The organism is Devosia sp. (genome assembly GCF_028290645.1).
Taxonomy (GTDB): Bacteria; Pseudomonadota; Alphaproteobacteria; order Rhizobiales; family Devosiaceae; genus Devosia_A.
The window spans coordinates 1-23,146 of the sequence record NZ_JAQGJL010000069.1; the positions used below are offsets into that span (position 1 = coordinate 1).

Below are 23,146 nucleotides of genomic sequence, written 5' to 3' on the forward strand. Positions count from 1 at the left end.
GAGCACGCGGGCAAGTTCTACCTGTTCGTGTCGTTCGACCAGTGCTGCAAGGGCATCGCCAGCACCTACAACATGCGGGTCGGCCGCGCCGATGCGGTGACCGGGCCATACCTCGATCGCGACGGCAAGCCGATGCTCGAAGGCGGCGGCTCGCTGCTGCTCGGCTCCACCGGCCGTTTCATCGGCCCCGGGGGGCAGGAAGCAATCGTCACCTCGAAGGGCGAAATGCTCGCCTATCACTACTATGACGGCGACGACCTGGGCGTCTCTAAACTCCAGCTCTCACCCCTGCATTGGACCTCAGATGGCTGGCCCGAACTCGATGCCCTCCCCAACTAGCCGCGCTGCCGATCTCGACCTGATGAAGACAGTGCTGGTCGTGGGCATGATCGGCGCCCATGTGGTCCAGCTCATCACCTTCCGGGCCAAGCCCGAAGCCGCGATGTTCGCCGAGTACGCCAATCTCGTGAGCTTTTCGGGGTTTCTCTTCACCTTCGGCATCGGGCTCGGGCTGCCCAAGCCGGAGGGGCGGACGCGCAGCGTGGTGGCGCGGGTCAGGCCGTCGCTGCTGTTGCTGCTCGCGGTCTACGCCTCCTCGTTCGGCTTCGCGCTGCTGGTCGATCGCAAGCCGCTCAATGCCGAGCTGATGCTCGATGTCCTCACCATGCGCCGGCTGTTCGGCTGGAGCGAATTCCTCGCGACGTTCTTCGTCCTGTCGGTGGTGACGCTGGTGGCGCGCCCTGCCCTCCTGACGGTCGGGCGCAACCCTTGGCTGCTGGTTGCCGCCACGCTGCTTTGCCTCGCCACCACATTCTACACAACCGGCGCGATCTTCCCGCTGCTGCCGACGCTGGTAGGCCATACCGGGTTCGCAAACTTCCCGCTTCTCGCCTACCTGCCGTGGTTCCTGGTGGGCATCTGGTACGGCAGCCATCCGGTGCGGGCCTGGCACTTCGTACCGGCAACTGCGATCACTGCCGGCCTCTACTGGGTGACGATCGAGACCGGCCAGTTCCAGCAGCGCTTTCCGCCGACCATATTGTGGATCGTCGGGCCGGCGGCGATCCTGCTCGCCTATCTCGCGGTCTGCCGCTTCCTGGCCGCCCGGGTCCGGCTTCCGGCAGTCTGGCTGACCCCGGGCCGCCACGTGCTGAGTTTCCTCGTGCTCTCGAACCTCGGCTTCTTCCTCACCCGGTACCTGATGGGCAAGCCCGTGCGTACGACGCTTGCGGCCGGGTTGGTGACCCTCGCGATCGTCGCGGCGCTGACGGCCGGCTGGTATCTGTGGGAGACGCTGCGGAAGCGCGCGGCTACTCGGCCGCAACCCGAGCCGGCACCGGCCCGATAGAGGCGCGGCTGATCAGCGGGCACTCTATCTTCACCCGGCGGGGCGAGACGGCGGGCAACTGCTCGTCGAGCAGCGTGCCAACGGCCCAGCGGGCCATCTCGTCGTGCGGCAGCAGGATGGTCGAGAGCGGCGGCTGCATGTGCGCGCTGATGTCCTCGTCGTCGAAGCCGACGATCGAGATGTCGTCGGGGATGCTGAGGCCGTGGGCCCGCAGCGCATCGCAGGCCCCCATCGCCATGCGGTCGTTGAAGGCGAAGATGGCGGTCGGGGGGATGGGCATGTCGAGCAGCTTGGCGGTGAGCTCGCGCCCCCCGCTCACCGTCCAGCCGCCGCGCATGATGAGGCTCTCGTCGACGGGCACGTCCCATGACGCGAGAGCCTGCCGGTAGCCGCGCTCGCGATCGTCGGCCGCCTCGATCCAGTTCTCGCCCGCGAGATGGGCGATGCGACGGTGGCCGGCCTTGAGCAGGGCCTCGGTGGCCGCGTAGCCGCCGGTTACGTCAGCCGGGACCACCGACGGATAGTAGCGGTTCTTGTCGTAGCAGTTGAGCAGCACCGTCGGCACCTCGCGCAGCCGCTCCGGCACTTCGACCGGCCGGGTCACGAGGCTCGCATAGACCACGCCGATGATCTGGTTGCTCAGCAGCATGTCGAGCGCGAGGCTCTCGAGCTTGGGATCGCCCCTGGTGGAGAAAGTCGCGACGACCACATCCTGCAGCGCCGCCTCCTCGCGTGCGCCCTCGATGAAGGGGGTCGCGAAGGGCGTGGTGGTGACCTCGTCGATCAGCAGGCCGATGACCCGGGTCCTGTTCTCGGGAACGTGGTGCTGCGGGCCCTTGCGATAGCCCATGGCTTCGGCGACCTCGAGCACGCGGACCCGCGTCGCCTCCGCCACGCGGGCGTTCGGAACCCGGTTCAGAACCAGCGATACGGTCGCCTGCGAGACGCCCGCACGCTCCCCGATCTCGATCATGGTCGGCCGCTTCGCCACGGGTTCCTCCAATGCATTCAAGGCGCAGCATTATCAGCCTGCGCCTCCCGTGTGCAACTCGATTGCTAAACTCATTAGCGCCCCGAACGCTTGCCATCCCCCGGAAAAATCGCTAGCCATAGCGAAACTGCTAATAAATATTAGCTATACGGGAGGACTGGATGATCGGTGAGGCCCCGGCCGCCAAGGCAGGCGCAAGCGCTCGCGCGGAGATTTCGCTCGATGGCACGTGGCGCTTTCGTCTCGAAGGCCAGGGGAACTGGCGGGAAGCTTTTGTCCCCGGCCCGTGGCAGGCCGAGTTCGCCGATCTGCGCCATTCGACCGGCAAGGCCATCTACGCCCGCCAGGTGTCTATTCCAGCCGAGTGGCGGGGCCGCGAGATCGCGGTGCGGTTCGGCGCGGTGAACTACTTTTCCGAGGTGCGCCTGAACGGCCGTGTGTTGGGCACCCATGAGGGCGGCTACCTGCCGTTCGAGTTCGTCATTCCCGCCGACACCCCCGCCGAAAGCGAGATGGAGGTGCACGTAACGCTGCCGAGCGGCGACGCCGAGGCCTATCCGGACTACCCGTTCGGCGAGATCCCGCATGGCAAGCAGAGCTGGTACGGACCCCTAGGCGGCATTTGGCAGTCCGTAAAGCTGCTCGCCCGTGACGAACGGCACGTCTCGCAGGTTGCGATCAGCGCCGATCCCGACACCGGCGAAGTCACTCTCGACCTCACCCTCTCGCCGGCAGCCGCGGGCGCCACGGTGCGTGCCAGCATCGGGGGAGTCTCGGCGGAAACCACCGGCACGACGCTGAAGTTGCAGGTCGCTGCACCGGCGCTCTGGTCGCCCGAGGCGCCGAACCTGCATTCGCTGAAGCTCGAACTGGTTGCCGGTGGCGCCGTGGTCGACATCACCACCCAGCGCTTCGGCTTTCGCAAGATCGAGACCCGGGACGGCAAGTTCTTCCTCAATGGCCAGCCGCTCTACCTGCGCGGCGCGCTCGATCAGGACTATTACCCGCAAGGCATCTGCACCCCGCCCTCGGTCGAATTCCTCGAGGACCAGCTCAAGAAGGCCAAGCATCTCGGCCTCAACCTGCTACGCGTCCACATCAAGGTGCCGGACCCGCGCTACTACGAGGTCGCCGACCGCCTTGGCGTGCTGATCTGGACCGAAATTCCGAACGTGCAGTACTTCACCGCCGCCGCGGCGCAGCGCATGCGCGACACCATGAGCGGCATCATCGAGCGCGACGGCAACCATCCCTCGATCATCGCCTGGACCATCATCAACGAGGACTGGGGCACCCGGCTGGTCGAGAATGCCGACCACCGCCAGTGGCTCAAGGACACCTATGACTGGCTGAAAGCCAAGGACCCGCGCCGCCTCGTCGTCGACAACTCGGCCTGCATCCCCAACTTCCACGTCAAGACCGACATCAACGACTACCACTACTACAAGTCGGTGCCGGAGCGCCGGGACGAATGGGAGAGGCTGACCGAGGAATTCGCCGGCGCCGCCGACTGGACCTGGACGCCCCATGGCGACGGCGAGCGGCGCGGCGACGAGCCGCTGGTGGTCTCCGAGTTCGGCGTCTGGGGCCTGCCCCACCCCGACCACGTCAAGACCCCGGCGGGCGAGGAACCCTGGTGGGCCGAGACCGGCGGCAACTGGGGCGATGGCGCAGCCTACCCGCACGGTATCCAGAATCGCTTCGCGACCTATCACCTTGACAAGGTGTTCGGCAGCTTTGACGCCTTCATCGACGAGGTGCAGTGGTACCAGTTCGCCAATCTCAAGTACGAGATCGAGTCGATGCGCGCCCACGCGCCGATCCAGGGCTACGTCATCACCGAGATGACCGATGTGCACTGGGAGGCCAACGGCCTGCTCGATATCAACCGCAACCCGCGCATCTTCCACGACCGCTTCGCCGAGGTAAATTCCGACACCGTGATCGTGCCGCAGATCGCGCGCCACGCGGTCTATTCGGGCGAGGCAGCGCCGCTCCACCTGAAGGTCGCGACCGGCGGCAAGGCGGTACCAGCGGGCGCCACCCTCACGTGGTCGGTGGATGGCGCCAGTGGCAAGCTCGACGTTCCGGCGACCGGGGCGCTTGCCGTGGCCGATCTCGGCACCACTCCGATCACGCTCTCCGGCGAGACGCGGGTCGCGACCATCGCATTGACGCTCGAAGCGGGCGGCAAGTTGCTGGCGAGGAACCAGATCCTGGTCTCGGTCTACGCCAGGCGGAGCGCGGGCCCGGCGAGGATCGCGGCGGCAGACCCCCAGCTCGCAGCCTTCGCCGGGGGTCTCGGCTACACCGTTTCCGAGGCCGCTTCGGCCGACCTGATCCTCTCGCACGGGCTTGGCGAGGCCGATATCGAGGCGATGCGCCATGGTGCGCGCTATCTCGTGCTCGCCGACGGCTCGGCTCCGACGCATCGCAACCTGCGGCTCGACCCTCCGGGTACCGAGCCGCCGACCATGCGGGCGGGCACGGAACGCGCCCGCCACCTCGGCGCCGAGTCGCAGCTTCCCAATATCGGGCTGGTGCTGCGCGATGGCACGCTGTGGCGCGGCGACTGGATTGCCAACTTCTCCTGGATCAAGCGCTCGGGAGCATTCGCGACCCTGCCCGGCGGCCCGCTGCTCGATGTCTCCTTCGATCGCGTGGTCCCCCATCACGTGCTGACCGGCTTCCGCTCATGGGAATATGACGGGCTGGTCGACGCCGGTGTGGTGATCGGCTGGATCAACAAGCCGGCCGCCACGATCGCCCGCCGCCGCGTTGGCAAGGGCGGCCTCGTCGCCACCACATTCCGCCTGACCAATGACGCACCGGGCATCGACCCGGTGGCCGCTGCACTGTTCGATGGCCTCGTGACGACAACGGCAAACCTGGAGGTCGACTGACCAAGAGTGCATCAGCTTTTCTGGATAAGAAGGTCGCAAATGGGGCCAAGGCGGATGCAGTTCCGCCTAACTCACTGAAACTACATATGAAATTATGTGGTTCGTTTGATACAGGATTGACAATATTGTCAGTCGAAATAGCATCAGCGCCGGTTCGCGAGATCCTCAAGGGACGCGCGGGCGGGAGACGACCCGGGAGGAGCACGACTTGGCCGACATCAGGCTCGTAAACGTCAGCAAGCAGTTCGGCACGGTGCGCGTCATCGAGAACGTGTCGATGACCATCGAGTCGGGCGAGTTCATGGTCTTTCTGGGTCCCTCGGGCTGCGGCAAGTCCACGCTTCTGCGCATGATCGCCGGCCTCGAGGACATCGATGGCGGCGAAATCCACATCGGGAACCGGCGGGTCGACGAGCTGCCGCCGTCCGAGCGCGGCGTCGCCATGGTGTTCCAGAACTACGCGCTCTATCCGCACATGTCGGTGCGCGACAACATGTCGTTCGGCCTGCAGAATATCCGCATGCCTAGGGAGGAGATCGCCAAGCGCGTCGCCGCCGCGGCCAAGACCCTCGAGCTCGAGCATCTGATCGACAGGAAGCCTGGCCAGCTCTCCGGCGGCCAGCGCCAGCGCGTCGCCATCGGCCGCGCCATCGTCCGCGATCCCAAGGCTTTTCTGTTCGACGAGCCGCTGTCGAACCTCGACGCCGGCCTGCGCGCCCGCACCCGTATCGAATTCGCCCAGCTGCACCAGCGCATGAAGACCACCATGGTCTTCGTGACCCACGACCAGATCGAGGCCATGACGCTGGCTGACCGCATCGTGGTGATGAACAATCGCAAGATCGAGCAGATCGGCACGCCGATGGACATCTACACGCGGCCGGCCTCGCGCTTCGTCGCGGCGTTCGTGGGCTCCCCCGCAATGAATTTCCTGCCGGTGCAGCAGATCTCCGACCGCGACGGGATGGCGCTGGTGAAGCTGCCGGACAACTCCGAGATCCAGACTAATATCGCCACCGCCCACTTGCCCAATGACGGCCAGCTGACTCTCGGCATCCGCCCCGAGTCGGTCCGTGTGGACTCCGATGGAACGGTATCGGGCAAGTCCGATGTGATCGAGCGGCTGGGTGAAAGAACCCTCGCCTACGTGCGGTTGGCCGACAATTCGGTGGTGATCGCCGAGGACGAGGGGATGTCGCGGCTGAATGTCGGCGACCAGGTGAAGCTCAGCTTCGACGGCGGTTCGGCGCATCTGTTCGACGCGCGCGACGTCGCCTACAGCGCGGCCGGCTAAGGAGCATACCGGCAGGAGGAGAAGCCACGCCCTTATGCATCAGAATTCCTGATCCATATCAAGGATAGGTCAGCAATAATGTCCCGTATGGCCGCCCACTGCTCAATGCGTATGGCGTGCGGGACAGGAACGGTTCGCAACCGTCCACACCTGAAGCATGCGCATAGAGCTAACCAGATGGGAGGAACGAAGTTATGAAGTCGTTTTTGAAAATGGCGCTGCTGTCGACAGCTCTGCTGTTGCCAGGCCTCGCGCAAGCCCAGGAAGTCGTCACGTGGTGGGACTTCCTAGGCGGCGGCGACGGCGTCCGGATGAAGGCGCTGATCGAGAAGTTCAACGCCGAGAACGCCGGGAAGATCGAGATTCAGGCGACCACCCTCGAATGGGGCACGCCGTTCTATACGAAGGTCCAGACCTCGGCCGCCATCGGCGAAGGTCCCGACGTGATGACCTATCACCTGTCGCGCCTGCCGCTCGGCGTGTCCTCGGGTGCGCTCAGCGAAATCACCCCTGACGAGATCGCCGCCGCCGGCCTGTCGAGCGCCGACTATGCGGATTCAAACTGGAAGGCCGCCCAGGTCGACGGCAAGCAGTACGCCATCCCGTTCGATATCCACTCGATCGTTCTGTACTACAACAAGGACATGCTGAAGGCCGCCGGCCTGCTCGGCGATAACGGCCTGCCCATCGGGCTCGACGGCGTCGACAACTTCAAGGCCGCGCTGCAGAAGCTCAAGGACGGCGGCGCCGAATACGGCGTGTCGATCCACTCGGCCGCCGGCGACAGCCAGTGGCGCATCTTCTACTCGCTGCTCGGCCAGCAGGACGGCAAGTTCCTTGACGAAAACGGCAAGTTCCTCGACGGCGACAACCTCGACAAGGCCGTGAAGGCCGTCAACGTGGTGGCCGACTGGGTGAAGGACGGTCTCGCTCCGGCCTCGACCGAATACCCTGCCTCGATCGCGCTGTTCACCGGCGGCAAGGCGGCCATGCACATCAATGGCGTGTGGGAAATCCCGACAATGACGGACCTCGCGGCCAAGGGTGAGCTGTTCGACTGGGGTGCGATCGCCCTCCCGACCTTCTTCGACCATCCCGCCACCTGGGCCGACTCCCACGCCTTCGCGATCCCGAACCGTGTCGGCAAGGAAGTCTCGCCCGAGAAGCGGGCCGCGGTCATGCAGGTCATCGCCTGGATGAACAAGAACTCGCTCGCCTGGGCCGACGCCGGCCATATCCCGGCCTACGCGCCAGTCCGCAACAGCGAGGAGTTCAAGACCAAGCAGCCGAACGCGACCTACTCGGTCCTGGCCGACACCGCAGTGTTCGACCCCTCGTCGGTCCTCGCCGGCGTGGCTTCGCCGGTCTACGACGCCGCCGGCAACTACCTGATGCCCGCCGTCAACGGCGAGATCGATGCGCAGTCCGCCATGGAGCAGATGCGCGACGACCTGCAGGCGCAGGTGGAGTAAACTCCAAACCTGCGGCCGGCGCCTTCGGGCGCCGGCCGACATGGGACTGGAAGGGGAGGTCCGAACCAATGTCAGCAGCCGATACCGCCACCGACGTGCCAGCGCCGGCACGCAAGAAACGCTTCAACCGCACCGAAGTGCTGGCGGCGCTGATCTTCGTTCTGCCCTTTGTCGTCGTCTATGCCGTGATGTTCATCTACCCGACGCTGCAGATGATCTGGCTCAGCTTCCAGAAGGCCCCGCTCATCGGGGCGGGCACCTTCATCGGTTTCGACAACTACGAGAAGCTGTTCAAGGACCGCCTGTTCGGCGTGGCGTTCTGGAACACGGTCTATTTCGTGGTCCTGACCGTGGTGCCCTCGACCATGCTGGCTCTCGCCATTGCAGTCGGGATCAACCGGCTGAAGGGCTGGACGCAGTCGGTGATCCTCGCCTGCTTCTTCATCCCCTACATCCTGCCGGTGTCGGTGGTGTTCCGTGTGTGGGGCTGGATGTTCGACAGCCAGTTCGGCATCCTGCAGCCGCTGATCGCACTGTTCGTCGGCGAAAACGTGCCGGTGTTCCGCACCCTGCCCCTGTTCATGCCGGCGGTGGCCTTCATCACCATCTGGTGGACCATCGGCTTCAACATTCTGTTGTTCATTGCCGGGCTGAGGAACATTTCGCCCGAGATTTACGAGGCGGCTGCGCTCGACGGTACATCGCGGTGGCGCCAGTTCACCCGCATCACCTGGCCGCTGATCTGGCCGGTAACGGTGCTTGTGCTAACCATCCAGTTGATCGCGCAGTTCAAGATTTTCGACCAGATCTATCTGTTCGGGAACGGCGGCCGCTCCGATGCAACGATGGGCCTGGTGCAGCTGATCTATCGCAGCGCCTTCCAGAAGAACAATGGCGGCTATGGCGCCACGGTGGCGGTCGTCCTGTTCGCGGTGATTGTCATCTTCTCCGTGCTGCAGTTCCAGATGCTTCGCGCCCGAGGTGAAAAATGAGCTCAGTCGCCACCACCCCGGCCGCCGGCGAAGTCGTCGGCATGAGCCCGCGCAAGCGCAGGATCATCAAGGCGCTGGATATCGCGGGGCTGATTGCCACCATCGTCACCTTCCTCGGTGCGATCTTCTGGGCCTTCCCGCTGTACTGGGCCCTGGTCACGACGCTGAAGGTCGAGAACGACATCGTCCAGCCCGGCATCGCGCTGTGGCCGCAACGCTTCACCCTCGATGCCTATACCCACGTGCTGTTCAACACCAAGATCGGCACCTGGTACATCAACTCGCTGGTGACCGCCGGCTCGGTGACGGTGTGCGTCGTGCTGATGTCGGCGCTAGCAGGCTATGCCATCAGCCAGCTGAAGTTCCCGGGCCGCCGCATCCTGTGGTGGGTAATCCTCGCGAGCTTCATGATCCCCATCCCCGCCCTGATCGTGAATCACTTCGTCCTGATCAGCCAGTTCAAGCTGTTCAACAGCTGGCTCGGCGTGATCCTGCCGCAGCTGGTCTACGGGCCGGTGACCGTGATCATCTACAAGCAGTTCTTCGACTCGGTGCCCAAGGAGCTGCGCGAGGCGGCCAAGATCGACAACGCCAACGAGTTCCAGATGTTCTTCCGCCTCTACCTGCCGATGAACTGGGGCATCACCACTGCGCTCGCGATCATCACCTTCATCGGCGCCTGGAACCAGTTCCTGTGGCCGTTCCTCGCCGTCACCGACGAGAAGATGATGAATGTGACGGTCGGCATCACCCAAGTGACCGATGCGTTCGGCGTCAAGTACGCCCGCGACCTCGGCAGCGCCATCCTGGCCGGCCTGCCGGTGGCGATCGTCTATCTGATCTTCCAGCGCAAGGTGACCGAGGCGATCATGCTGTCGGCGGGCATCAAGGGCTGATCGAGGCACCAGCAAGCGCCGCCCGCGCCTTCGGACCAGTGCCCGGGACGGTTACATCACCGGGTTGACACCGGGTACCTCAATCGTGGAGCCGGACATTGGCTCGCTTCGTCGCACCGGAGCCCCGGTATTGGACCGGAAGCCGAATGGTGAAACGGCCGACCCTGGGGCCGGCCATTTCGGTTCGTCAGTAGATGTTGAACGGGTTGCCCTTGCCGGGGTTGTCAAGGCCCCCGGCAGCATGGGGGTTACCGGACTTTATGAACCCCTGGGGCTCAGCGTGCTGGACGGCAGAGATCTTGCCGGCGAGCGCAGGCGCTGCAGACAGGCCGAGGGATAGGCCCGCTGCAAGCGACACGATCGTCATCAATTCGCGTCTCTTCATGTCATGTCTCCTATTTGATGACCCCCTCTGATAAGCAAGAGGTGCGAGCATAGGGTGAATAGAGCAGCTAAGATTGGAGGCAAATCAGCAACCGCTTCTTGCTTTGGGTCAGCCCGCGGTGAAGCGCTCAACGGGCATGAACAGAAAGGTCGGCGTGAAGTTGAACCGCTTCCAGCAGAGATAGCCCCGCTCGCGCAGATGCGTCTCCACCTCGGCAAATTTCGGTTCCATGATCTCGATGTAGAGCAACGGCCGGTGACGCCTCAGGCTCCGCTCGGCGCCGCGCAGCACCTCGAGTTCCCAGCCCTCGACGTCGATCTTGATGACGTCGATCGCCGCCTCCTCGAGGATCTCATCATCGAGGGTCACCATCACCACCGCTCCCGCCGGATCGGTTTCCACAGTCGCCATGCCGCTGTTGCCTTCGGTACTCGAGACGGTGCGAACATGGCCGTTTGCGGCCCCCACGGCAGCGTTGCGCACACGGCACAACCCTTCCAGTCCGTTGTCCCGGACATTGGCCTCGAGGTGCACGCAATTGACCGGATTGGGCTCGAACGCGATCGTCCGGATGCCCAGAACATGCGCGAAATAGACCGAATGATTGCCCACATGGGCACCCACATCCACCGCGCACGCCGGAAAGAACAGGCGGGAACGCAGGTCGCTCAGGAGTTCGGCCTCGTAGAACGTTCCGGTGCGGCGGATCACGCGGGCGATGTGGTCTTCCTCGCTGGGAAAGCTCAGCGTCAGGTGCTTGCCGGCCGCTTCGAGCGTAACGGTGTGGTTCTGCGTCATGCGCGTTCGACCGCGAGAGCCAGCCTGGCGTTGAGCTTGCCGAAGCCCGCGAACGCCAGGATTTCGTCGAGCTGCTCGCGATGGTGGGCGCGGGTATAGGTTTCGAAGATCGACTCCTCGGGCTCCTGGTCCTTGATCCACCCATCCGGCCGGGCCGTGCACAGCATGCCGATGCCGTTCTCGTGGCAGTACCGGGCAAACCGCACGTCGACGAAGCGTTGCGCACTCTTCATGACGTCGAATGGAGGCATCAGGTCGCCCCTAAGCATGAGGCAGCCGGTCCCGAGCTGGTTGACCAGCAATTGCCGCTGCAGCGCCTTGTCGAACTTGGCGACGAACCTCGATGTCGCTGCCCCCTCGAACAAATCCGAATAGATCACGCCGTGGAGGCCCACCGCGATCCGCTGCGTCGGCAGGTCTTCATGGCAGGCGATCAGCGTGGCCACATAGTCGGCCGGAAAAACCAGGTCGTCGTCCATGAGGAAGACATACTCGTCGGCCGCCGCCTGCCGCACGAACTTGCCGGTGTCCTTGAGATCGTCATCGGGGATCAGGTAGTGCACGTTCGGATATTGCGGCAGGGCGCGTTGCTGGCGCTTGCTGTACTGGTTGAGTGCGACGTGGATCTCGTCGAACTGCGCGACCACACTTTCCAGCATGACCGGAAGGTTGGCACTGCGGCCGGGATAGGTCGCGACCTGTCCGATGCACTTCATCGCCGCGTCTCCAGTTCTTCCACTCCCGCATGGCTCATCAGGATGCCGTTGGCGGCGAGGATCTCGTCGATCGGCGCCGTCCCGGCGTGGTTGCCGCCCATGTGGCGGCGCTTCGCCGCGGCTGCCGCATAGGCCCGGCGTGCCGGGGCACGGAAGCCGTCCTCGGTGGCCTCGATGCCGGGCGACCGCGTTAACGAATTTGCCGAGGCCAGACCCAGAATTAGCGGCGTCGTCATTAGCCTTACCGCTTCGACGCCAAGGCTCATCCGGAGCCTCTCGTAGAATTCGGTGTCGGCGGCGACCCTGGCCGTGCGGTATGGTCCGAAGCGCTCGAACACGCCCCTGTGCGCAAACAGGCTGACCACCGCAAGGCGTGCTACGGCATGATCGGACGAAAATACGAACTCCCCCTCGCCGGTCACCCGGAACCATTGGCCGACGACCGCGGCAGCACCGTGCTCCCTGAGAAAGCGCAGCTGGCGTTCGATGCGGTCCGGGAAGGCGAAGTCGTCGGAGTCGTGGAAGGTCACGTAGCTGCCGCGTGCCTCGGCGATGAGGCTGTTGCGGATGCCGTAGGTGCCTTGCTGGGCCTTGGATTGGAACAGCCTGACCCGCGGATCGCTGCGCAGCTTCTCGAGCTCCCGGCTCGTTCCGTCCGAACTGCAGTCGTCGCAGATCAGGAGCTCGATGTTTCCGTAGCTCTGCTTGAGGATGGAACGGGCCGCATAGCCGATGGTCTCCGCCGCTTCGTAGGAGGACATGATCACCGAGACCAGCTCATGCTGGTCGCGGGCCGGCGGGCGGTTCTCGAAGCTCAGGCGCTCCAGCAGGTTCCCCTGGTCGAAGCTGACCTTGGAAAGCAGCGAGTCCCCATGCTTGCCGAGGGCCCGGTTGACGAACATCTTGTAGAGCGCTGCGTCACGCCGAATGGCAAAATAGTTGGCGAGCAGGAGGTTGCCGTTGGCCGTCGCGCCATCTCCTGCCGCGAGGAGGTTCGGGACGACCTGGTCCCCGGCCACGGCCATGCGCTTGCTGAGGTAATAGACGTTGATCTTGCGACTCGGCAGCAGCGCGAATTCGGCGAGGAACTCGGTGTTCCCGGTGCAATAGGTCGAGAACCAGGTGAACAGGCTGTCGTCCTTCTTGACCTGTGCGATGTTCTTGAACAGAAACGCGCGCAGCTTTTCGAGCTCTCCGAAGGCGATGAACTTGCGGCAGATGACCCGGGCGGCCGGAATCTGGTGAGCGCCCTCGAGCCTGTCGAAGAACGTCAGCAGGTAGTTCGCCAATCCTTCCGCGGCGTCGAACCGCTCGCCCGAAAGAGCGATCCTCAATGTCTCGATGATCCAGCCGAACCGGTCGTGATGGCACGCCCGCGACATGTCGGTGTTGTGGTTCAGCAGCGCGGCAAGCGGCGGATAGGCGCGGTTCGCGGCCCGGGCATCGTCGTGATTGACGATCCGCGACAGCCCCCATTTGGTGGTGAGCACGCCGCGTCGCGTCTCCCGCCCCTCTTCGGCCCTGGGGGCGAGGTAGTCCCGGAAGGTTGAAAGGTACTCGAACGAGTACCCGCGCGACACGAAGGGCAGGAAGTCCGGCTGGTCGGTGAGGAATACCGGCTTGAAGTCCTTGCTCTTGCGCTGCTCGGCCGCCACCCCGCCGACCACCCGGTCGAGGTCAACTCCCCTCAGCCCCATCACCGATACCCCGACGGTATCGCCGATCGTGTCGGCGAGACTGAAGCAGTCGTGACCGGCATGCGCAGCCAATGGGGCGGACGGCATCACCGGCGCTGCCGGCCACCAGGCATCGGTGGCCGGTTCCGGCCGGCGCTCCGGGTGCTGCGACTGCGTCGCGCCCGCAAGCCGCGGGCGCAGCTCCACATGGGCGGCCTCCCCCTTGGGGCCGGCGAGCTTGTGGACGAGACCCGTCAGGGTCCGGTTCGTCCGGTAGTGCCGCTCGATCGCCTCGCGCAGCTTGCGCACCTCGGAGAGATGCGTCGTCGCGGGGACTGCCTCGGCTTGCGGAAGTTCCGATACCGGGGGCTCGACGCGTCTTGCGCGAACTGTGCTGCGCGCGCTCACCGGACGGCCTCCAGCATTTCGGTGAGGGCGTGCGCCGCTTGCGCTGCGCCGTTTGGGCCACACAGGCGCCGACTGTTGTCGGCAAGAAAGGCTCGTGCCTTGGGGTCCATCAGCAAGGTCACGAGCTCCGGCAGGTCGGCCAGATCCGCCTCGTCGAGCTCGAACGCGGCGTGAAGGTTCTGGGCATGCAGGGCACGGCCTGCCTGGTCGTCCATCGAGGGATGCCGGTTGGGGATGAAGATCGTCGGCAGACCGAAGCTCATCGTCTCATGGAAGGTGTTGTAGCCGGCCGCAGCGATCGAGAAATCGAAGGCGTTGAAATACTGGCTGAGGGGATACCCCCGCAGGTACTTGACGTCCGGCCAGTGGGTCAGCGACTGGGCGCCGTTGACCCACTCGGCGACGCTCACCTGCAGTTGCGGAACCTGCTGCAGCACTTCCACCAGATGGTCGATGAGCGAGACGATGTCGCGGTTGTATCCGGCGCCAAGCTGGATCAGGGCGGAGGGCCGCGCCGGATCGAGACCGACCGCCTTGGCAGCCTCCCCGCGTGACAGCAGTTCCGTATCGTCAAGCAAGCGGATCGGCGGCACCGGCACGGCTTCATCCCGGCGCTGCGCCGTCATGCCCTCGTCGGGCTGCCCCTCCAGTTCGCCCGGTTCGACGATGAGATCGAACCAGCGCGCGTTATCAATGAACGGACTGGTCAGGTTCCCCCAAAGGCCCCGCCGCACCCAGGCCAGCCGGCAGTCGGCACGCGAGGCGACGGCGCGCACCAGGCCGGGCGACGGGTTGTTGCCGTCATAGACGACGAGTGCCGGATCGTAGGCGTCGATCAGGCTCTCGAGTTCGAATTGAAACCAGCTGTCCCAGGCCTCGAGGTCGCCACCGACATAGCTCGCCGAAGGGATATATTCCGCCAGATAGCCGAGCCGCTCGATGGCGCTCACGGCCTGGGCCTGGGTCACGAACATCACGGGTTGTCGCGGATCCATCCGGCGCGCGATCGCCAGCAATCGGCTGACATGGCCGATGCCGACGCCGTTGGAGGCGAGGAACATGACCGGGCGGGGCCGGGAGCCTTGCTGCGGCCGGGTGTGATCAGCACCGGCTGCGCCGGACACGTCCGCCGCCGGCTTGCCGAGTTCGCTGGCAATGGCACGAGTGGTGCGTTTTCGTCTGGCGCGGGTCAGCACCTGCCCGGGCTCGCAGTAGACGGGACCCACACCGTAGTGGGGCTTCAGCCAGCGGGGGAGAGCGACCGTCGCCCCGGCATCCAAGGCCGACAGGATGAGCGCATCGGGCAGCGCCGTCGCGCCGGGCTCGGGAAAGTAGGCGAGGCAGTCGAGCCTGCTGAGCCGATCGAGAGATGGGCAGGGTGCATGCATGGCCGGCGATGCCCGGGAACCATCCAGGTCGAGGCACACCAGGTCGACATCTGCCGGCACGGCCTCGGGTGGGGGAGCCGAATGGTGTGAAACGACCCAGCCGAGCCGGCTCCGTTGCCGCCGGAGCTTCGGGGCCGGGATGTCGGTGGACTTGACCGGCGGCTGCCAGTCGTCCGGCGAGAGCGTCAGCGCCGCCGGCGCGGCCTGTCGCAGCCACGGGTTGGTTGGCGCCCAGACCAGTTCCCCACTGCCTCGCAGCCGCTGCTTGATCTCAGGTACGGAGAAATCTTCGGTGTGATGACACACGAGGATGGTCCGCTCCGATACTATGCCGGCGAGCGGCCTTGCCTCCCAGTCCAGTTCGGACGGTGCATGGATGACCAGCAGGTCGGTTGCCGGATGAGCCGCCGGATCCACCACGAGTGCCAGGCCCCGCCGGACGCAGGTCTGTATCTCCGGTGCGACCCGCTGACCCTCCATCGGCCTCGCGGCCTGGATCATCCCGACCCGCGCACCGCTGCCGGCATGGTTGCGAATTTCTAGCGCGATCCGAAAACTCCAATCGCCGAGGCGAGTCATGTCGCCCGCGATGAGCACGTCGAACCTCGCCGCTCCGTCGTCGGCGGGACGCTTGGCTCGACGTTTGACAGTTTTGCGGGTCACTGGCGCCTCCCCCGCGGGACGCAAACGCGGGAAGGCCGCCGGCGGAGCGCCGGCATGGGAAGATAGAGCTTGGGCATTGTCGGAGTCGGTTCCTCGGCCTTCCGGGTCATCTCAGGTCGAGGCAACCCAGCATTCTTATGGCTTGTTTGCGCGAGGACGTTCTGTTCACGACGGGGTTAAGCACGGCCAAGTCCGTGGCCGCTCTGATCCTGGAATCGATACGAGTCCAAGACCTTAGTTCCCGATTGCGCTCACGGATGGTCACACTTCGGCCCTTGCTTAAACCCTTATCACTACTTCGCAATTTTACGTATCGACCTTGGTCCCCATGGCGTAGCCGGTGCCAGGAACGCGGGAGGGGCGGGGCCCCTGCCCCGCGACCCAACGCACATGGGCGACGGGCGGCAACCTGCCATTGCTGCAGTGTGACTAGCTGATGGCTGCCGCGAGCCACGCTGCGATGGCGAGCGTGTCCCGGTCACGGTCGACCGGTCCTACCACCTGGACGCCAAGCGGCAGGCCGAGCGGGCCCGTGCCGGCGGGGATGCTGACACAGGGGCCATGGAGCGCGGTCCAGAGCTGGTTGAAGCTCGGATCGCCCGTGAAGGCGAGACCCAGCGGCGCTTCGCCGGGCGCGCTGGGGGTGAGAATGGCGTCAATCCCGTCGAATACCGCCGTCATCGCCGCGCGGGCCGCGGCAAATGCCCTGCGGCCGAGCCTGACCGCCTCCGGACCACGCTCAGCTGCATTGTCGAGCATCCGGCAGAGCGCCTCCGCCAGCCGGTCGCCGTGCTCGCGGCGCTCCCACGCGAGGGCCTGTAGGCTCTCGCCGTACATGACGTCGACATGCCGCCCGAATGCCTCGTCCGTCTCCTGCGGCAGCGCGATCTCGACGATCTCGGCGCCCGCCCGGGCGGCGGCGGCAATGACTTCGTCCAGCCGCTGCCTCATCGCCGGCGTTGCCAGCTCCGCCGCAGGGCCAAGGGTGACCCCGAGGCGTGGCGCCCGATCCAGCTTCCGCGCCGGATCGCCCAGATCACGGCCGCTTATCGCACTGATGAACAACGCGCAGTCGCCGACTTCGCGCGCGAACACGCCGATGGTGTCGAGGCTCTCGCTCATCACCTTCATGCCGGCGCGATGGATGGTCCCGAAGGTCGGCTTGTAGGCGACGACACCGCAGAACGCCGCCGGCCGGATCAGGCTGCCCGCGGTCTGCGTCCCGAGCGCCAGCGGCACCGCACCATAGGCGACCGCGGCTGCCGAACCCGACGACGAGCCTCCCGGGGTATGAGCATGATTGTGGGGATTGGTCGTCGGGCCCGGTGTCATCGTCGCAAACGCCGTCGTCACCGTCTTGCCGAAGACAACGGCACCGGCGGCCCGCGAAAGGCTGACCACGGCGGCATCCGCGACCGGCCGGTAACCGGCCCAGATCGGAGAGCCGTACTCGGTGACGAGGTCGGCAGTATCGATCACGTCCTTGACGGCAATGGGCAATCCTGCGAGCGGCCGGTCGGAAGCGGCTGTTGCATCGGCCTGCCAGCGGTCCCGATCGGCGAGCCGGACGAATGCGCGGGTCGCCGGTTCGCGCTCCGCGCATCGCTCGAGGCAGGATTCGATCAGCTCGACCGATGAAAGCTTCCCCGCCCTGATCAACGAAAGCGCCTCACCGGCCGAAAGCTTCCAGGGCAGCATGCGGAACCTCGCCTCCAGCGGTTCTCAGTTCGGTAGCAAAACACCGTCTCCGCGGCAATCCGGCACCAGACGGGGCGCCGGTCCGGTGCTGGATGTTGCTGGGCCGGCCACAGGTCAAGCCGCGTTCCTGCCCGTTGGCTCAGCGCTCGATGACGCCCGGAAAGTCCTTCTGCGCCTGCTGCAGCAGCGCCGCGATGTAGCCGAAGCAGAAGGCGAAGGCGACGCCGTCCGGGTCGGGGCCGCTGATGTGCGGCACATGGTCTGGCATCAGCATGTATTTGTAGCCGACCTCGGCATAGATCCTGACCGACTCGACCATGTCCATGTCGCCCTCGTCCGGGAAGGTCTCCATGAACGAGAGCTTGCCGCCCCGGATATTGCGGAAGTGGACGTTGAACAGTTTCCCGCGCGTCCCGAACCAGCGGATGATGTCGCCGATCTCATCGCGCGGGTTGTCGAGCATCTCGCCGACCGTGCCCTGGCAGAAATTGAGCCCGTGATACGGGCTCTCGCGCATCTGGACGAACTTCTTCAACCCCTCGACGGTGCCCAGCACCCGCGTCACGCCGCGATAGCCCGGCGGCGTATGGGGATCGTGCGGATGGCAGGCGAGCCGGACCTTGGCCGATTCCGCCACCGGCACGACGCGCTCGAGGAAGTAGTCGATGCGCTCCCAGTTCTCGTCCTCGGAGACGACGCCGGCCAGCGTCGGCGCGGCGTTCTGATCCATCTTGTCCCAGCGGAAGCTCGAGTTCCTCGAGCCACCGCGGCCGGTCTCCGGTTCCGAGCGCGGGATGCCGATGATGTTGAGGTTGTATTTGACCGACGGAATCCCGGCCGCGCCGACATTCTCGATCAGCCGGCAGATCGAGTCGATCTGGCGGTCCCGGTTGGGACCCTTGGAAAGGATGTCCTGGCTGTCCTGCTTCTCGATGACCTTCGAGTTCATCGGCAGCTGCACCATGTCGAGGATCAGCCCGAGCGACTCCACGCGCTCGCGATGCGCCTTCAGCGTATCGAGCGTCCAGTCATGCGGATTGCCGTCGGGGTCGGCGCAGATGTGGCGTACGCCCAGCTGTGCAAACTGGCGGTAGTGATCGTCGTCACGCGCCGCGTTTTGAGTTCCCAGATACAAGTCGTCCTCCCGATAGCCCTGGATTGTCTTTGTGATTGAAGGCGCCCGCGGTCATTTCGCCGCCGGTGCCCCGAGGTTCTTCAGCCCGTCGATCAGCGCCTTGAGCTTTTCGTCTTCTTCGACCGTGAGGTCGGTGAAGGGCGGCCGCACCGGCCCTGCCGGACGCCCCGTCACCCGCATCCCCGCCTTGACGATGCTCACGGCATAGCCGCGCCGGCGGTTGCGGATGCCGATATAGGGGAGGACGAACCCGGCCAGCGCCCGCTCCACCCATTGGAGGTCGCGCGAGCGCACCGCTGCATAGAACTGCATCGAGAATTCCGGGATGAAGTTGAACACTGCCGACGAATAGGTGGTGACACCCATCTCCTGGTACGGCAGCGCGAACGTCTCCGCCGTCGGCAGCCCGCCGACATAATGCAGCCGGTCGCCCAACCGCACCCGGATGCGCGTCATCAGCTCGATGTCGCCGACCCCGTCCTTGAACCCTACGAGGTTCGGGCACTCGTCGCAGAGCCGCGCCAGCGTCGCGTCGTCGACAATGGCGTTGTCGCGGTTATAGACGATCACGCCGAGGCTGGTGGATTTGCACACCGCCTTGATGTGTTCGAAGAGCCCCTCCTGGTCGGCCTGCACGAGATAGGGCGGCAGGAGCAGCAGCCCGTCGGCCCCGGCCTCTTCCATCGCCCCGGCATATTCGATCGCCATCATCGTGCCGTAGCCGCAGCCGGCGACCAGCGGCATCGAGCGGTTGATCTCCTCGACCGCCGCCCGCACCACCCGGGCGCATTCGGCCGGCGCCAGCGAGAAGAACTCGCCCGTGCCGCCCGCCGCGAACAACCCGGCTGGCTTGTGGTCGCACATCCAGCCGATATGGCTGCGATACCCCGCCTCGTCGAACGTCAGGTCGGCATTGAAATGCGTGACCGGGAAGGACAGCAGTCCAGACGCCACCACATCCATCATTGCTTTGGGCGACATTTGAGATCGATTGGGCAAAGCTTGTCCCTCTGGCTGCGCTGCAGCCGGTTGTTCGGATCACCGCAGCGATCCAGCGCGCTTCCACTGGACCACCAAGCCCCAGGGTATCCGGATGCTACCCTCGGCGCCTCGGTGGCGACAACGAGATAGTTCGAGTTGCATGGAACCCTAAGCACGCAGCGGCGTTTACGGCCTCGGGCTAGGGGGTCTTGGGCTGATGGACTTGGTGATGGAAATACCGTCGCGGGCCGAAACGGGTGATACCGCTGCGCTGCTTCGACTGACGGATCGGCTTTATCGCGTCGATAGTCTCGATGATGTATTCGGCGCCGCACTTGACGCCATCACCGAGTTGCTCGGATGCGAACGCGCCTCGATCCTGCTCTTCGATGATCTCGGAGTCATGCGGTTCGTCGCCTGGCGGAAGCTTTCGGATGCCTATCGGCAAAAGGTGGACGGGCACACGCCCTGGAAGCCGGGCGAGAGAGACGTGGCGCCGATCTTCGTCTCCGACATCGCAACGACCGCGGAGCCTGATTGGCTGAAGCAGACGCTGTCCAATGAAGGCATCACCGGCCTCGGCTTCGTTCCCCTCATGGCGAAGGGTGAGGTGGTCGGAAAGTTCATGACCTATTTCCCCGAGGTGCACGAGTTCACCTCGCACGAGCGCGAGCTCGCCGTCGCGATTGCACGCCAGGTCGGCTTCAGTCTCGAGCGCTACCGGGCGGACTCGGCGCGCACGGCGACCGAGCGGCGGCTGCGCGAAAGCGAGGATCGCTTCCGCCGGATGTCGGAAGACGCTCCGATAATGATCTGGATATCCGACAGCGCCGGCCACTGCCTTCACCTCAACCAGATGCTGAGAACGTTCTGGGGCGTGACCGAACTGGAGGGCTTCGACTGGGCCTCGACGATCCACCCCGACGATCAGCAGGCCATTGGGGCGGCGATGGCGGAGGCGATCCGAACCCGCAGCAGCGCCCGCGTCAAGGGACGCTACTGCCGGCACGACGGCGTCTATCGGATCCTCGAAACCGTGGCGCGACCCAACTATGCCGATGATGGCCGCTTCGACGGCATGATCGGCGTGAACGTCGACGTCACGGAGCGTGAAGAGGCCGACCAGCACAAGCAATTGCTGATCAACGAGCTGAACCACCGGGTGAAGAACACGCTTGCAGTCGTCCAGTCGGTGGCGCGCCAGTCGTTCAAGGGCGATGCTTCGATCGACGCAAAGGTCAAATCGTTCGAGGGACGGCTGTCGGCTCTGGCACAGACCCACAATCTCCTTGCGGCCGAAAGCTGGCAGAGCGCCTCGCTGGAAGAGGTCGTCCGGCAGTCGGTGAACGGTGACGCCGATGTCCGAATTCGGATCGCCGGTCCCAGGGTCCAGCTCGAACCCAAGCAGGCGGTGACCACGGCGATGGCGCTCCACGAGCTCTATACCAACGCGGTGAAGCACGGGGCGCTGCGATCCACCGATGGAACAATCGATTTTACCTGGCAGACCACGGATGAGCCCGGGCAGTGGCTGACGATGCGATGGCAGGAGACCTGTCGCGAGCCGATACAGAAGCCCACCCGCCGCGGCTTCGGTTCGACCATGATCGAGAAGGCCCTGGGCGCCGAGTTCAATGCGGAGGTCGAGATGAACTACCTGCCCGAAGGCCTGGTCTGCACCGTGGTAGCGCGCAAGCCCGCGAGCCTCGAGACCCGATGAGCACTGTGGCGGGAAAGCGCGTACTGGTTCTCGAAGACGAGTTCCTGCTTGCCATGGAAGCCGCGGAAACGCTGGAGGACCTTGGCGTGGTGGTCGTCGGGCCGGCTTACCGGATCGATGCGGCAATGGCGCTGCTTGCGACCGAGCAGGTGGATGCCGCCCTGCTCGACGTCAATATCGGCGGAATGCCCAGTTCGGTTGTCGCGGACCATCTCATTGCCCGGGGTGTGCCGGTCGTCTTCGCCACCGGCTACGGGGCGCGGGCGGATGTCGTCTCCGGCCATGTGATTCTCGACAAGCCCTACACCCGTGAACAGATGCGGGCCGCCCTGCTTCAAGTGCTGGGCTACGAGAAGGAGCCTTCGCGCTGAAATCGATGGGAGGCCCGGCACGAGGAGGCGTTGCGGCAACGCTATCCCGTGAGTTTGTCGACCCTGCGCAGGGCGGGAAACAGCCGGGCCCAGATGAGCACGATGGCTATGGTCCCTATTCCTCCGAACGCCACGGCGGCAACAGGACCGATGAGGCCGGCGACGATGCCCGATTCGAACTCCCCCAGCTGGTTCGAAGTGCCGATGAACAGCGAGTTCACCGCATTGACCCGGCCGCGCATGTGATCCGGCGTCAGTAGCTGTACGAGCGAGCTGCGAACCACCACGCTGACCGTGTCCGAGGCCCCGAGGATCACCAGCATGAGCACCGAAAGCGCGATGTTGGTGGAATAGGCAAAGACGATGGTGGCGGCCCCGAAGATGCCGACCGCCCAGAGCATCTTCATGCCGACGCGATGCTGCAGCGGGTAGCGCGCGAGAACCAGCGACATCGCCACCGCCCCCACCGCCGGCGCCATCCGCAGAAATCCCAGTCCCCACGGTCCGGCGTTGAGGATATCGCGGGCATAGACCGGCAGCAGCGCGGTAGCCCCGCCCAGCAGCACGGCGAACAGATCGAGCGAGATGGTCCCCAGCATGACCGGCTTGCTCTTGATGAACGCCACCCCGGCAAACACCGACTCGAAGGTGATCGGGGTTCGCGCGGGAAGCGTCGCGGGCCGCTCGATCGCCAGCACGTTGTAGCTCGCCACAAGGAACAGCAGGCCCGATACGAGGAACGGCGCGACCGGACCCAGGCCGTAAAGCACCCCGCCAATTGCGGGACCGATGATCAGCGCCGTCTGCATCACCGAGGTCGAGGTGGCGACCGCGCTCTGCAACTGGGCCGCGGGAACGATGCCGGGCAGCAGCGCCGCCATGGTCGGACGTTCGAAGGCCTGCGCCGCCCCGAGGACCGCCACGGCGACGAAAATCCCCCAGGTGGGGAGCCAGCCCTGCCACACGCCGAGGGCGATGAAGCCCATCACCGCGGCTTCGACCACCTGGCACACCAGCCCGATCCGGCGCCGGTCGAACTGGTCGGCCATCTGCCCGGCAACGAATGTCAGGATCAGCATCGGCAGGAACTGGAACAGCCCGACAAGGCCCAGGTCGAACGGGTTGCGGGTGCGATCGTAGATCAGCCAGCCGATGGCAACCGCCGATCCCTGGAACGCCACGGACGAGAGCGCACGCGACGACAGGAAATGCAGGAAGGACGGGAGCCGAAGGACGTGCGGGGAGTCTGGGGTCATAACCGGACAATGCGGAGGGGGGATCGCCACAGAGCCATATCCGGCCGACCGGCTC

The 23,146-nt window shown here is 65.2% G+C and carries 19 protein-coding genes; 9 read left to right on the top strand and 10 right to left on the bottom strand.

All coding sequences use genetic code 11. From position 1 onward, the window contains the following. Together JWQ89_RS03550 and JWQ89_RS03555 are read left to right on the top strand one after the other, a co-directional pair. Positions 1-339 (top strand): family 43 glycosylhydrolase (locus tag JWQ89_RS03550; RefSeq protein ID WP_299638462.1); only part of this gene is annotated, 339 nt, incomplete at its 5' end. Further along, positions 305-1,348, top strand: coding sequence for a hypothetical protein (locus JWQ89_RS03555; RefSeq protein ID WP_299638463.1), 1,044 nt, complete (start codon positions 305-307; stop codon positions 1,346-1,348). The genes JWQ89_RS03550 and JWQ89_RS03555, both read left to right, overlap by 35 nt. On the opposite strand, the gene JWQ89_RS03560 is transcribed toward JWQ89_RS03555, so the two are convergent. Further along, entirely contained in the window at positions 1,311-2,339 is a 1,029-nt protein-coding gene (locus JWQ89_RS03560; RefSeq protein ID WP_299638465.1) for a LacI family DNA-binding transcriptional regulator, read from the bottom strand. The two genes, JWQ89_RS03555 and JWQ89_RS03560, sit on opposite strands and share 38 nt — an antisense overlap. Before the next feature lie 161 nt (positions 2,340-2,500). On the opposite strand from JWQ89_RS03560, the gene JWQ89_RS03565 reads away from it, so the two are divergent. The 5 genes from JWQ89_RS03565 to JWQ89_RS03585 all read left to right on the top strand — a co-directional run bounded on the left by JWQ89_RS03565 (position 2,501) and on the right by JWQ89_RS03585 (position 9,896). Continuing rightward, entirely contained in the window at positions 2,501-5,242 is a 2,742-nt protein-coding gene (locus tag JWQ89_RS03565) for a glycoside hydrolase family 2 TIM barrel-domain containing protein (protein WP_299638467.1), read from the top strand. Between the two features lie 208 nt (positions 5,243-5,450). Continuing rightward, the gene (gene ugpC, locus JWQ89_RS03570; RefSeq protein WP_299638469.1) at positions 5,451-6,536 is read left to right on the top strand and encodes a sn-glycerol-3-phosphate ABC transporter ATP-binding protein UgpC; all 1,086 of its coding nucleotides are present in this window, start codon (positions 5,451-5,453) and stop codon (positions 6,534-6,536) included. Positions 6,537-6,730: 194 nt separating this feature from the next. Continuing rightward, complete coding sequence (locus JWQ89_RS03575) at positions 6,731-8,008, top strand: ABC transporter substrate-binding protein (RefSeq protein ID WP_299638470.1); 1,278 nt, start codon at positions 6,731-6,733, stop codon at positions 8,006-8,008. 68 nt (positions 8,009-8,076) lie between these two features. Then, a complete protein-coding gene (locus tag JWQ89_RS03580; RefSeq protein ID WP_299638472.1) occupies positions 8,077-9,000 on the top strand; it encodes a sugar ABC transporter permease in 924 nt (307 codons plus the stop codon). Positions 9,001-9,041: 41 nt separating this feature from the next. Beyond that, positions 9,042-9,896: a carbohydrate ABC transporter permease gene (locus JWQ89_RS03585; protein WP_299638507.1), complete on the top strand. Its 855-nt coding sequence runs from the start codon at positions 9,042-9,044 to the stop codon at positions 9,894-9,896. A 187-nt stretch (positions 9,897-10,083) separates the two neighbouring features. On the opposite strand, the gene JWQ89_RS03590 is transcribed toward JWQ89_RS03585, so the two are convergent. The 8 genes from JWQ89_RS03590 to kdgD all read right to left on the bottom strand — a co-directional run bounded on the left by JWQ89_RS03590 (position 10,084) and on the right by kdgD (position 19,744). Further along, on the bottom strand, positions 10,084-10,281 hold the full coding sequence (locus JWQ89_RS03590) for a hypothetical protein (RefSeq protein WP_299638474.1): 198 nt from the start codon (positions 10,279-10,281) through the stop codon (positions 10,084-10,086). 108 nt (positions 10,282-10,389) lie between these two features. After that, on the bottom strand, positions 10,390-11,079 hold the full coding sequence (locus JWQ89_RS03595; protein ID WP_299638476.1) for an FkbM family methyltransferase: 690 nt from the start codon (positions 11,077-11,079) through the stop codon (positions 10,390-10,392). Then, positions 11,076-11,795, bottom strand: coding sequence for a hypothetical protein (locus JWQ89_RS03600; protein ID WP_299638478.1), 720 nt, complete (start codon positions 11,793-11,795; stop codon positions 11,076-11,078). The genes JWQ89_RS03595 and JWQ89_RS03600 overlap by 4 nt, the downstream gene beginning before the upstream one ends. Continuing rightward, positions 11,792-13,879, bottom strand: a complete 2,088-nt coding sequence (locus JWQ89_RS03605; RefSeq protein ID WP_299638480.1) for a glycosyltransferase family A protein — start codon at positions 13,877-13,879, stop codon at positions 11,792-11,794. The genes JWQ89_RS03600 and JWQ89_RS03605 overlap by 4 nt, the downstream gene beginning before the upstream one ends. Then, positions 13,876-15,930 (bottom strand): glycosyltransferase, encoded by a 2,055-nt coding sequence (locus tag JWQ89_RS03610; protein WP_299638482.1) that lies wholly within the window; start codon positions 15,928-15,930, stop codon positions 13,876-13,878. Before JWQ89_RS03610 ends, JWQ89_RS03605 begins: the two co-directional genes overlap by 4 nt. Positions 15,931-16,359: 429 nt before the next feature. Continuing rightward, positions 16,360-17,628 carry an amidase gene (locus tag JWQ89_RS03615; protein ID WP_299638484.1) on the bottom strand — a complete coding sequence of 423 codons (1,269 nt, stop codon included), beginning with the start codon at positions 17,626-17,628 and terminating at the stop codon, positions 16,360-16,362. 139 nt (positions 17,629-17,767) lie between these two features. After that, a complete protein-coding gene (locus JWQ89_RS03620) occupies positions 17,768-18,763 on the bottom strand; it encodes a mannonate dehydratase (RefSeq protein WP_299638485.1) in 996 nt (331 codons plus the stop codon). Positions 18,764-18,814: 51 nt separating this feature from the next. Then, on the bottom strand, positions 18,815-19,744 hold the full coding sequence (gene kdgD / locus JWQ89_RS03625; RefSeq protein ID WP_299638487.1) for a 5-dehydro-4-deoxyglucarate dehydratase: 930 nt from the start codon (positions 19,742-19,744) through the stop codon (positions 18,815-18,817). Positions 19,745-19,973: 229 nt separating this feature from the next. Between kdgD and JWQ89_RS03630 the strand changes: the two genes are divergently transcribed. Together JWQ89_RS03630 and JWQ89_RS03635 are read left to right on the top strand one after the other, a co-directional pair. Next, positions 19,974-21,464: an HWE histidine kinase domain-containing protein gene (locus JWQ89_RS03630; RefSeq protein WP_299638488.1), complete on the top strand. Its 1,491-nt coding sequence runs from the start codon at positions 19,974-19,976 to the stop codon at positions 21,462-21,464. Further along, a complete protein-coding gene (locus JWQ89_RS03635; RefSeq protein ID WP_299638489.1) occupies positions 21,461-21,835 on the top strand; it encodes a response regulator in 375 nt (124 codons plus the stop codon). Before JWQ89_RS03630 ends, JWQ89_RS03635 begins: the two co-directional genes overlap by 4 nt. Positions 21,836-21,876: 41 nt before the next feature. Here the strand turns inward: JWQ89_RS03635 and JWQ89_RS03640 are convergent, their stop codons facing one another. Continuing rightward, entirely contained in the window at positions 21,877-23,091 is a 1,215-nt protein-coding gene (locus JWQ89_RS03640; RefSeq protein WP_299638490.1) for an MFS transporter, read from the bottom strand. Between the last annotated feature and the right edge of the window lie 55 nt (positions 23,092-23,146).

Coding starts and splice junctions, on each gene's coding strand:
- JWQ89_RS03555 (WP_299638463.1), top strand. CDS start 305: ATGGCTGGCCCGAACTCGATGCCCTCCCCAACTAGCCGCGCTGCCGAT.
- JWQ89_RS03565 (WP_299638467.1), top strand. CDS start 2,501: ATGATCGGTGAGGCCCCGGCCGCCAAGGCAGGCGCAAGCGCTCGCGCG.
- JWQ89_RS03575 (WP_299638470.1), top strand. CDS start 6,731: ATGAAGTCGTTTTTGAAAATGGCGCTGCTGTCGACAGCTCTGCTGTTG.
- JWQ89_RS03580 (WP_299638472.1), top strand. CDS start 8,077: ATGTCAGCAGCCGATACCGCCACCGACGTGCCAGCGCCGGCACGCAAG.
- JWQ89_RS03585 (WP_299638507.1), top strand. CDS start 9,042: ATGAGCCCGCGCAAGCGCAGGATCATCAAGGCGCTGGATATCGCGGGG.
- JWQ89_RS03590 (WP_299638474.1), bottom strand. CDS start 10,281: ATGAAGAGACGCGAATTGATGACGATCGTGTCGCTTGCAGCGGGCCTA.
- JWQ89_RS03595 (WP_299638476.1), bottom strand. CDS start 11,079: ATGACGCAGAACCACACCGTTACGCTCGAAGCGGCCGGCAAGCACCTG.
- JWQ89_RS03600 (WP_299638478.1), bottom strand. CDS start 11,795: ATGAAGTGCATCGGACAGGTCGCGACCTATCCCGGCCGCAGTGCCAAC.
- JWQ89_RS03615 (WP_299638484.1), bottom strand. CDS start 17,628: ATGCTGCCCTGGAAGCTTTCGGCCGGTGAGGCGCTTTCGTTGATCAGG.
- kdgD (WP_299638487.1), bottom strand. CDS start 19,744: ATGTCGCCCAAAGCAATGATGGATGTGGTGGCGTCTGGACTGCTGTCC.
- JWQ89_RS03630 (WP_299638488.1), top strand. CDS start 19,974: ATGGAAATACCGTCGCGGGCCGAAACGGGTGATACCGCTGCGCTGCTT.
- JWQ89_RS03635 (WP_299638489.1), top strand. CDS start 21,461: ATGAGCACTGTGGCGGGAAAGCGCGTACTGGTTCTCGAAGACGAGTTC.
- JWQ89_RS03640 (WP_299638490.1), bottom strand. CDS start 23,091: ATGACCCCAGACTCCCCGCACGTCCTTCGGCTCCCGTCCTTCCTGCAT.